Source organism: Pseudomonas sp. (assembly GCF_037994325.1).
GTDB lineage: Bacteria > Pseudomonadota > Gammaproteobacteria > Pseudomonadales > Pseudomonadaceae > Aquipseudomonas.
In genome coordinates, this window is record NZ_JBBNAH010000265.1 from 1 (window position 1) to 11,651 (window position 11,651).

The following is an 11,651-nucleotide window of genomic DNA, read 5'->3' on the forward strand; positions in this document are numbered from 1 at the left end:
GGGTCAGGTTGCCGCTGCCGTCTTTGACCAGGTTACCGGCGCCGGAGTAGTTGCCGGCGTAGGTGCCGTTGACGGTTTGGTTGAACTGCAGCGAGGTGCCGCTGCTGCTGGCGATATTGCCTTGCAGGCTGCTGGAGTTGCCGACCAGGGTGCCGTCTTGCAACAAGGTGCCGCCACTGTAGGAATTGCTGCCAGTGAGCAGCAGGGTGCCGTCGCCTTGTTTGATCAAGTCGCCCGTGCCGCTGAGCGATTGGCTGACGGTAAAGGTATTGGCGGCCGCCTGAATATCAAAGCCGCCGCCATTGGCACCCAGGCTGATGTCGCGGTTGGTGCTGGTGTAGGTGCTGCCGCTAACACCGAGCACGCCGCCGTTCAGCACGATAGCGCTGTTGGCATCGCCAAGGGCGTCATCGTCGCCGACCTGCAGAGTACCGCCGGTGATTTGCGTGTCGCCGGTGTAGTTATTGTTGGCGCTGAGAATCAGCGTGCCGGCGCCGGCCTTGACCAGGCCGGCAGTGCCGTCGATGGTGACGCCAATCTCGGCGCTGACGCCGTTGTCGACGATGATCCGCGGCGCACTGCCATTGCTGTCGGTGAGGGCGTTGAGCTGCGCGCCAACGCCATTCAAAACATAGCCGTTGCTGAGAAATTGCATGCCGGTAAAGTTCTGTGCGCCGGCCAGGGTAACGGTGGCCCCGGTGCCGGCAAAGGCGGCGAAGCGTTCGCCCCAGACGTCCGTTGAGGTGCCGGTGGCGTTGGTCCAGTTTTGCCCTGCGCCCCAGGTGCCGCTACCGCCGCTGATGACGCCGTCGCCGGGTGTGCCTGCGCCGTCCCAGAATTGGATTTCCCCGGCCACGCCTTCAAGCAACAGGTTCACTTGCCCGGCCAGGCTGGTTTGCAAGGTGAAGTCACTGGTGCCATAGCCCAGCGGTACGCTGCCGTAGCTCAGGCCATTGTCGGTAAGGCTGCCGCCGTAGCTAAACAGGCGGTAGATGCCTACGCCCAAGCCACCGGCATTGCTCAGGTTGAGGGTGCCGTCGAGGGTCAGGTTGCCACCGACGCTGACCAGCGCCGTCGGGCTATTGGGAATGCCAAGTTGGAAGTCGAGGCTGGTGCCGGCGGTTAGCACCAGGTCGTCAGCAAAGCTCAGTGGGGTGAGGTAAGTACCCGCCACCAGGTGCGCACCGTTGGCGATGGTGACGTCGCCGTTAAGGCTGCCGCCACCGCCGAGCGAGCCGCCGGCGTCGATAATGATTTCGCTGCTGGTCAGGCTGCCTTCTACCAGCAGCGCGCCGTTGCTGATGATGGTGTTGCCGCCCAGGGTGCTGTTGCCGGTCAGGCTGAGGTTGCCGTTGCCCTGTTTGATCAGATCGCCGGTGCCGCTGAGTGAGCCGCTGTAGCTGCCGTTAAAGCCTTGGTCGAAGATCAGGCTGGTGCCGCTGCCGATTTGAATGTTGCCTTGCAGGCTGTTGCTGTCGCCGGTCAGCGAGCCGCCGGTAATGTCGGTGCCGCCGGTGTAGGTATTGGCGCCGCTTAAAATCAGATTGCCGATGCCACTTTTTACCAATTCGCCGCTGCCGCTCAGCACACCGCTGTAAGTGCCGGTGCTGCCTTGGTTAAAGATCACCGAGGTGCCGGCGGCGGTAGTGATATTGCCCTGCAAGCTGTTGCTATCGCCGGCCAGCGCGCCGGCGTTGACGGTGGTGCCGCCGCTGTAGCTGTTGTCGCCGCTGAGGGTGAGCAGGGCGCTGCCGTTTTTGATCAGGCTGCCGGTGCCGGTGATATCGCCGCTGAGGGTTAATGGGTTGCTGCCGGTGCTGGTCAGCACGGCTTGCAGGTCGATGTTGTTGGTCAGTACCAGGCCGGCGAGGTTGGTGTCGAGCGCGGCGTTGCCGCTGACGGTGAGGTCGCCGCTGCCCAGGGCATTGTTATTGCCGACCACCAGGGTGCCGCCGCTCAGTTCCGTGCCGCCGCTGTAGGTGTTGGCGTGGTTAAGGACAATGGGCGAGACGCCGAGCAGGTGCAGGCCACCGGCGCCGGAAATCAGGCCATTGAGGGTGAGATTATTGCTCCCGGCGAGGGCCAAGGTGCCGGCCAGGTTGATGTCATTGCCCAGGCTGACGGCGCTGCTGCTGTCGAGGGTGGTGCCGTTGGCGGCGTTGAGGTCGCCTGTGCCGAGGGCGTTGTTAGTGCCGACCACCAGCGTGCCGGCATTCAGGTTGGTGTCGCCGCTGTAGCTGTTGTTGCCGCTTAAGGTCAGGGTGGCCGGGCCGTTTTTGTCGATGCCAGCATTGCCGCCGATGGTGCCGGTCAGGCTCAGGTTATTGCTGCCCAGCACGTTGAGGTCGGTGTTAAGGGTGATGGCGTTGTTTAGGGTGACGGCGGCGCTGCTGTCGAGGTCGCCGCCATTAACGGTCAACGCGCCGCTGCCCAAGGCGCCGTTGGCGCCAACGACCAGGTGGCCATTATTGAGGGTAGTGCCGCCGCTGTAGGTGTTGCCATCGGCGAGGGTCAGGGTGGCGTTGCCATTTTTAGTCAGGCTGCCGCTGCCGCTGATGGTCTCGCCCAGGGTCAGGTCGTGGCTGCCGACCAGGGTCAGGTTGCCCGTGACTTGCACTTCGTTGCCCAGCGCTACGGCCTGGTTGCTGTCCAGTTGGGTGTTGGCGGCGGTGCGCAGGGCGCCGGTGCCGAGGGCGTTGTTATTGCCGACCACCAGGGTGCCGGCATTCAGGTCGGTGCCACCGCTGTAGCTGTTGTTGCCGGTGAGTTCCAGGGTTGAGCCGCTGCCATTTTTGATCAGCTTGCCGCTGCCGCTGATGGCGCCGGTAAGCGCCAGGTCGTTGCTGCCGGCGACGGTCAGCGCGCCGTTAAGCAGGATGTTGTTGTCCACGCCCACGCCACCGGTGTCGGCCAAACCAAGGTCGACGCTGGTGCCGAGGGTGCCACCGGTGACGATCAAGGTGCCGCTGCTCAACGCATCCCCATTGCCCAGCAGCAGGGTGCCGGCGCCCAGGGTGGTGTTGCCGGCATAGGTGTTAGCAGCGTCCAGCTCGAGAGTGCCGTTGCCGAGTTTGCTGAGGCCGCCGCTGCCGGTCAGCACTTGGCCGAGGGTAAAGGTGTTGTTGGCGTCGCTGATATCCAGGGTGCCGCCGGCGCCATTGAAGGCGATGGCGCGGGTGGTGCCGGTGTAGTCGATGCCGTTGATGCGCAGGGTGCCGCCGGCAAACTCCAGGCTGCCGGTGCTGGCGCCCAAGCGCGTGTCAGCATCCACCTCGACCACGCCAGCGCTAAAGCGCGTGCCGCCGCTGTACGTGTTGTCGCCGCCGAGAATCAGGGTGCCGCCATCCAGTTTGTTCAGGCGGCTGCTGCCGTCGATATCGGCGTTGATAACGGCTGTGGCGTTGCTGTTAACGCGGATATCGGTGCTGCCGTTGCCGCCGTCGAGGGCTGTGAGGCTACCGCCGCCCGCGGCTTCATTCAGCACGTAGCCATCGGTGAGGAACTGCATGCCGATAACGCCTTGGCTGCCGTCGACGCTGACCACATTGGGGTTGCCTGGTGTGCCGATGGCGCCGCCAAACACGGCAAAGGTGTCGCCCCAGGTGGAGCTGGTGGCGCCATTGGCGTCGGTCCAGTTGGTGGCGGTGCCCCAGGTGCCGGAGCCGCCAAGGATGGTGCCCGTGGGGTTGTTTTGCGTGCCGTTCCAGAACAGCACTTGGTTGGCGGACGCCTGAATTACCAGGTTCACTTGGTTGGCGAAGCCGGTTTGCAGGCCATAGACGTTGCTGGTAACCGCGCTCGGCAGGCTGCCGAAGTCCAGCACGTTGTTGTTGAGCTGGCCGGTGTAGGTAAACAGGTTGTACACGCCCAGGCCCAGGCCGCCCGCGTCGGTGACGTTGAGTTCGCCGTCCAGGGTCAGGTCGCCATTCACGTCGATCAGCGAGGCACCGGTGGGCGCACCGAGGTTTAAGTTCACCTGCGAGGCGTTGTTCAGGGTCAGGTTGCCAACCGACAAGGTGCCGCGGTTTTGGTCGGCGGCGATAACGCCGTTGTCGGCCACGTTAACGTTGCCATTGAGCACCCCAACACCGCTCAAGGTGGCGCCGCTTTGTACGCTGACGGTGGCGCTGTTCAAGGTGCCGTCTACTTGCAAGGTGCCGGCCTGAACAGTGGTGGGGCCGGTGAGGCCGCTGGTGCCGGAGAGGATCAGGGTATTGCTGCCCACTTTGTTGAGATCGCCCAGGCCATTGATGGAACCAGCGAAGGCCGAGGTGCCGCTGCCTGCTGCACCGAGGTTAAGCACGGAGGTGCCGACGTTGAGCAGGTTGACCGCACCGCTGCCGCTGAGGTTGCTCAGGGTTTCCGTGCCACCAATACCCAGGGTGGCGCCGCCGTCGACATTCACTTGGCTGGCGTCGCTGATTACCGTGTCGCCGCTGGTAAGCAGGGTGCCGGCCAGGATGTCGACCAGGCCGGTAAAGGTATTGCCATCGACCAGAGTCAACACGCCGGTGCCGGATTTGGCCAGGGTGCCGGCGCCGCTCAGCACTTCGCCGTTGGCGCCGTAGCTGCCATCGAAGTTCTGGCTGAATTCCAGGCGCGCGCCGCTGCTCACTTCGATGTCTCCCGGCAGGCTCAGGGTGGTGCCATACAGGGTGCCGGCGTTGACCAGGGTGCCGTCGGTGTAGCTGTTGCTACCGCCTAAGGTCAGGCTGCCGTTGCCTTGTTTGATCAGCTTGCCGGCGCCGCCCAGATCGCCGGCCAGGGTCAGGTTGTTGCTGCCGTCTACGGTCAGGCTGAAGTCGTTGGTGAACTGGATATCGTTGGCCAGGTTGCGCACGGCGCTGGCGTCGATGTGGCCGTTGCCGGACACGGTGACCAGGCCACTGCCCAAGGCCAGGTCATCACCCAAAATCAGCAAGCCGTTTTGCAGCGCAGTGCCGCCGCTGTAGGTGTTGGCGTTGTTCAGGGTGAGGGTGCCGACGTCGGTTTTGCTCAGGGCGCCGCTGCCGCTGAGCACGCCACCGAGGGTCAGGCTGTCAGCGTGGGACAGGGTCAGGTTGCTGCCGCCGGCCAGGGCGACTGCGTTGTTCAGCGACAGGTTGCCGCTGGTGGTCAGCGTGGCGTTGGCATTGACGCTGAGGGCACCGCTGCCCAAGGCCGTGTCGGTGCTGATGGCCAGGTTGCCGGCATTCAGTTGAATGCCGTTGAAGTTGTTGTTGTGGCCATTGAGGGTCAGGGTGCCGCTGTTGTTCATCAGCAGTACGCCGCCGCCACCGATGGTGCCGTTGAGGGTCAGGTCTTGCGTGCCGATCAGGCTCAGGTCGGCGCCCAAATAGATATTGCTGCCCAGAGTTAGTGGTGTGCTGCCGGTCAGGTTGGCGTTGGCCAAAAACAGCAGGGCGCCACTGCCCAGCGCCTGGCTGTCGCCGAGGGATAGGGTGCCGCCGTTAATGCGGGTTTGCCCGCTAAAGCCACTGTTGGCGGCGTTGATCGACAGCGTGCCGCTGCCGGTTTTGCTCAACGTGCCGGCGCCGCTAAGGGGGCCACCGAGGGTGATATCGCTGCTGGCGCTGGTGATCAGGCTCAGGGTTTTGCCGCTAGTGACATCAATGGCATTGCCCACCGTGCGCAGGCCGCTGCTGCTATTGCCCAGGGCGGTGTTGCCGGTAACGCTGACGGCGGCGCTGCCCAGGGCGTTGTCGTTACCCAGCAATACGCTGCCGCCTTGCAGGGTGACGTTGCCGGTATACGGCGTGCTGTCGTTGTTCAGGGTCAGGTTGCTAGCGCCTTGTTTGATCAGGCCGCCGCTGCCGACCAAGGCGCCGTTCAGCGTCAGGTCGTGGCTGCCGGGCAAGGTCAGGTCGGCACCGAGGTTAAAGGCGTTGGCCACTACCCGCGCGGCACTGCCGTCCAGGCTGCTGGCGCCGGTTACATTGACTACGCCGCTGCCCAGGGCGTTGTTATCGCCCAGGATCAGGCTGCCACCAGCGAGGGTGGTGCCACCGGCATAGCTGTTGTTGCCGTTGAGGGTGAGGGTGTTGCTGCCTTGTTTGATTAGCGCGTTGCTGCCGCTGAGGGTGCCGTTAAGGGTGAGGTCGTTGCTGCCGGGCAGGCTCAGGTCGCCGCCGTTGAGTTGGATGGCGTTGCCCAAGGTGTGCGCGGCGCTGCCATCCAGGGTGCTGGCGCCGCTAACGGTCAGGGTGCCTGTGCCCAGGGCATTGTTATTGCCCAACAATAGGCCACCGGCCTGCAAGGTAGTGCCGGCGCTGTAGGTGTTATTGCCGGTGAGGGCGAGGATGCCCGTACCGTCTTTGTACAGGCTGCCGTTGCCACTGATGGTGCCAGCGAGTGCGAGGGTATCGGCGCTGGTCACGCTCAGCGTGGTGCCGGTACCCAGGGTAATGGCGTTGGCCAGGGTGTCGGTGCCCGCGTCGATCAGCGCGGCATTGCCGGTTACGGTTAACGTCGCGCTGCCCAAGGCGTTGTTATTGCCCACGGTAAGGCTGCCGGCATTCAGGGTGGTGCCGCCGGTATAGGCGTTGCTGCCATTGAGGGTGAGGTTGCTGGCGCCGTTTTTGACCAGCGCGCCCGTGCCGCTGAGGGCGCCGTTCAGGGTCAAGTCGCTGGTGCCGGGCAGGGTTAAGGCGGCATTCAGGCGGATGGCGTTGCTCAGCACGCGGGCGCCGCTGCTGCTCAGTTGCGTGGCACCGTTGAGGGTCACTAGACCGCTGCCGAGCGCCGCATCGTCGTTTACCACCAGGCTGCCGCCATCGGCCACTTGCAGGCCGCCGGTAAACGTATTGGCGCCGCCCAGCACCAGCGTGCCGGTGCCGGTTTTCAGCAAACTGCCGTCGCCGGTGATCAGGCCGGGGCCAGCGAGGGTCAGCACATCGCTGGTGCCGGTCAGGGCGCTAAGGGTTTTGCCGACGGCGATGTCGATGGCGTTTTGCAGGGTACGGTTGCCGAGGCTGCTGCCCAGGTTGGCGTTGCCGGTGACTTTTACCGCGCTACTGCCCAGGGCTGCATCGTCGCCCAGCAGCAGGCTGCCGCTTTGCAGCACGGTGTCGCCGCTGTAGGTGTTGGCGCTGCCGAGGGTGAGGGTAGTGCTGCCTTGTTTGAGCAGGCCGCCAGTGCCAGTGACGGCGCCGTTGAGGGTTAAGTCGGCGCTGCCGGGCAGGGTCAGGGTGTCGCTGAGGTTGAGGGTGTTGCTTAGGGTTTTCGCGCTGCTGCTGTTGAGGCTGCTGGCGCCGAGGATAGTCAAGGCGCCGCTGCCGAGGCTGCCATTAGTGCCGAGCAGCAGTGCGCCGCCGGCCAGGGTGGTGGCGCCGCTGTAGGTATTGGTGTTGTTGAGGGTGAGGGTGGTGGTGCCTTGCTTGGTCAGGCTACCCGTGCCGCTGACCACGCCGTTTAAGGTGAAGTCGGCGTTGTCGAGTAAGGTCAGGTCGCTGTTGAGACTGACCGCGTTAGCCAGGGTGCGCGCGCTGTTGGCGTCCAGATTGGCCGCGCCGTCGACGCTGAGTACCCCGCTGCCCAAGGCCTGGTTGTTACCGAGGGTAAGGGTGCCGTTTTGCAGCGACGTGCCGCCACTATAGGTGTTGCCGGCGTTAAGGGTGAGGGTGCTGCTGCCTTGCTTGATCAGGCTATTACCGGCGCCGCCGCTGAGCACGTTATTCAGGGTCAGGTCGTTGCTGCCCAGCACACTGAGGTCGTCGTTGAGTATCAGGGCGTTGGCCAGGGTGCGCGGGCCACCGCTGGTGTCGAGATTGCCCGCGGCCGCGACGGTAATGGCGCCAGTGCCCAGGGCCAGGTTGTCGCCGACGGTCAACGTGCCCTGCTGCAGGGTGGTGCCACCGCTGTAGGTGTTGGCGTGATTCAGCACCAGGGTGCCTTGGCCGTTTTTGTTTAGCGCCCCTTGACCACTGAGCAAGCCGTTGAGGGTCAGGCTGGTGCCGTTGTCGTTCAGTACGCTGAGGGTAGTGCCGGTGCCGAGGGCGACGGTGTTGCCCAAGGTGCGAGTGCCGCTGTTGCTCAGGTTGGCATTGGCCTGCACGCCGAGGGTGCCGCTGCCCAGCGCACTGTCGCTGCCAACAATCAGCGTGCCGGCGTTCAGCGTGGTGCCGCCGCTGTAGGTATTGTTGCCAGACAACAGCAACGTGCCGGCGCCCAGCTTGTTCAGCGCGCCCGTGCCGCCGAGGTTTTGCGTCGCGATAAAGGTGTTACCGGCGTCGACGATATCGAAGCCGCCACCGCCTGCTTGCCAGGTGATAGCCCGGCTGGTGCTGCCAAAGGCGCTGCCGGTGACGCGCAGGGTGCCGCCGTTGAAGGTCAGGCCGCCGCTGGCATCGCCCAGGTTGCTGTCGCTGGCCACTTGCAGCACCCCTTCGCTGAGGGTGGTGCCACCGGTGTAGGTGTTGGTGCCGGCAAGAATCAGCGTGCCGTAGTCGCGTTTATTCAGGCTGCCGCTGCCAGTGAGGGTGGTGTTGAGGGTGGCGGTAACGTTGGGGTCAACCCGCACGCTCAGGCCGCTGGCATCTACGGCAGCAATGCTGCCGCTGCCGCCGAGTACATAGCCGTCAGTCATAAACTGCAGACCATTGGCGCTTTGCGCGCCGTTGACATCCACCGCTGCGCCCGTGCCGCTGAATACGGCGAAACCACTGCTCCATGGCACCTGCGCAATGCCTCCGGAATTGACCCAGGTGCTGCCTACACCCCAGGTGCCGTTGCCACCCGTAATAGTGCTGGTGGCGGAGGGATTCCAGTACTGAATGGGGCTGGTGTTGCTTTCCACAGCCAGGTTGATTTGGCCGAGGATGTTGCTCTGGATGCTGGCCAGATCACCCAGAATACTGGTGGGCAGAGTGCCCAGGGCCAAGCCGTTATCGGTGAGGGCGCCGGTGTAATCAATCAGCCGATAAACGCCTTGGCCAAAACCACCAATGCCGGTGACGTTGAGGGTGCCGTCGAGGGTCAGGTCGCCATTGACCCGCACCAGGGTGCTGGTGCTGGGTGAGCCCAGGGTAACGTTGAAATTCGATGCAGCATCCAGGGTCAGGTTGCCGGTATTGAGTACTTGGCCGCTCAGCGCCTTCAGCGCGCCACCGGCACCCACTGCTACTGCGCCACCCACCGTGCCGGTGCCTGCCAAGGTGCCGCCGTTAAGTACCGAGACATTGCCGCCCAAGTTGCCGGTGACATTGAGGGTGCCGTTGTTAACGCTGGTGCCGCCAGTAAAGGTGCTGGTGCCGCTGAGGGTGAGGGTGCCGCTGCCGACTTTGCCCAGGCCGCCAGTACCCGTTAACGCGCCGGCAAAGGCCGTATCCAGGTTATCGCCACCCAGGCCCACTACCGCGCCGCTGCCGAGGTTTACGGCGCCGCTGCCGCTAAGGCCGCCCAGCACTTCGCTGGTATTGACCTGCAGATTGCTGCCGCTGGCCAGCACCACGGCGCCGGTATCGGAGAGGGCATTGCCGCCAGTAAGGGCAACGGTGCCGGCGAGCACGTTCAAGCCGCCGTTAAAGCTGTTGTTGCCGCTGAGTTCCAGGGTGCCGGTGCCGGTTTTATTCACGCCGCCGCTGCCGGAAATCGAACCGCTGTAGGTGCCGTTGGCCAACTGGTCGATATTCACCAGCGAGTTGTTAACGATGGTTTGCACCAGCGATGTGGCGCTGCCTTGCACCACGCCAGCGTTGACCGTCAGCGTGCCGGTATAGACGCCGCTGCTGTTGTTGCCGGTAAGGTTAAGCGCGCCGCTGCCCGTTTTGATCAGCGCGCCGCTGCCACTCAGTACACCCGCCAGGCCCAGGGCGGCGCTGTTGCTGAGGGTCAGGTCGGCGTTCAGGGCGATGTCGTTGGTGGTATTCAGCGCGCCAGTGGTGCCCAGGGTGGACGCGCCAGTGACCAGCAGATTGCCGGTGCCCAGGGCGTTGGCGTTGGCCAGAATCAGCGTGCCGGCATTCAGCGTGGTGCTGCCGCTCAGGGTGTTGCTGCCAGAGAGGGTCAGGCTACCGTTGCCGGTTTTCGTCAGCCCGCCATTGCCATCGAGAACCCCACTGAGGGTCAGTGCATGGCCGGCGCTGTCCAGCGCTAAGGCGGCACCGAGACTCACCGCGTTGCTTAGGCTGTAGTCGCCGTTGCCGGTGAGGGTGGCGGCGCCGGTAACGTTCAAGCTGCCGCTGCCCAGCGCATTGGCCTGGGCCACGGTCAGGGTTCCCGCGTTGAGCGTGGTGCCGCCAGAGAAGCTGTTGTTGCCGGATAGGGTCAGGTTGCCGCCGCCATTTTTAATCAGGCTGCCGCTGCCACTCAGTACACCGTTCAGGCCAAGGTCCTGGCTGCCGCCAAGGGTCAGGGCGGCGCCGAGGGCGACGTTATTGGTCAGGTTCAAGGCTTGGTTGGTATCCAGCGTTGCCGCGCCGCTCACATCCAGCGTGCCACTGCCCAGGGCGCTGGCGTTGCCCAGCAGCAAGGTGCCGGCATTAAGTGAGGTGCCGCCGCTAAAGGTGCTGGCGGCATTCAGCGCCAAGGCGCCGTTGTCGTTTTTCACCAGGCGGCCGCTGCCGCTGATGGCACCGTTGAGCAGCAAGGCGTTACTGCCGTCGACGGTCAGGGTACTGCCTAAATTGACGGCGTTGGCCAGGATGGTCGTGGCCGCGGTGGCGTTGAGATTGCTCGCCCCGGTGACGCTCAGGCCGCCGGTGCCCAAGGCACTATTGCTGCCCACACTGAGCCGCCCGGCCGCCAAGGTGGTGCCGCCGCTGTAGCTGTTGCTGCCGGCTAGGGTCAGGGTGCTGGCGCCGTTTTTAACCAGCGTGCCGGTTCCCGTTACCACACCAGACAAACCCAGGTCATGGCTGCCGAGCACGGTGAGGTTGCTGTTCAGTTGCACGGCGTTGCCAAGGTTAAGCGCGCCTGCGCTGTCCAGTGAGGCGCCGCCGCCGACGGTTAATTGGCCGCTGCCCAAGGCGTTGCCATTGCCCACCAGCAAGGTGCCGGCATTCAGCGTGGTATTGCCGGTATAGCTGCTGCTGTTGCCACCCAGGGTCAGTAGCGCACTGCCGTTTTTAATCAGGTTGCCATTGCCGCTCAGCGCGCCGTTGAGGGTGAGGTTATTGCTGCCAGTCAGGCCCAACGCCGCGTTCAATGCCAGGGCATTGGCAATAACGCGGTTGGCGGTGGTGTCGAGGGTGGCGGCGCCCGCCACGGTCACAGTGCCGCTACCCAGGGCGGCGTCACTGCCCAGTTTTAGCGTGCCGGCAGTGAGGGTAGTGCCGCCGCTGTAACTGTTGTTGCCGCTCAGGGTCAGGGTGCCGTTGCCCAGCGTGTTCAAGCTGCCGCTGCCGGTGACTATGCCGCCAAGGCTTAGCGCTTGGCCGGCGTTGTCGAGGGTCAGGGTGTTGGCGCCCAGTTGCACGGTATTGGCCAGGCTGTAGTTGCCGGTGGTGCTCAGTGTTGCGGCGCCACCCACGCTGAGCGAGCCGCTGCCCAGGGCGGTGTTGCTACCGACATTGAGGATGCCGGCGTTCAGGCTGGTGCCGCCGGTGAAGGTGTTGTTGGCGGCGAGCGTCAGGGTGTTGGTGCCGTTTTTCACCAGACGGCCGCCGCCGCTGATGGCGCCGTTAAGGCCGAGGTCGTTGCTGCCAGCAAGTGTG

General features: G+C 64.4%; 1 protein-coding gene. It reads right to left on the reverse strand.

The window, feature by feature from the left end:
* Positions 1 to 11,651, reverse strand: an 11,651-nt coding sequence (locus AAAB16_RS08925) for an autotransporter-associated beta strand repeat-containing protein (RefSeq protein ID WP_340663014.1), incomplete at both ends; no start/stop codon positions are given.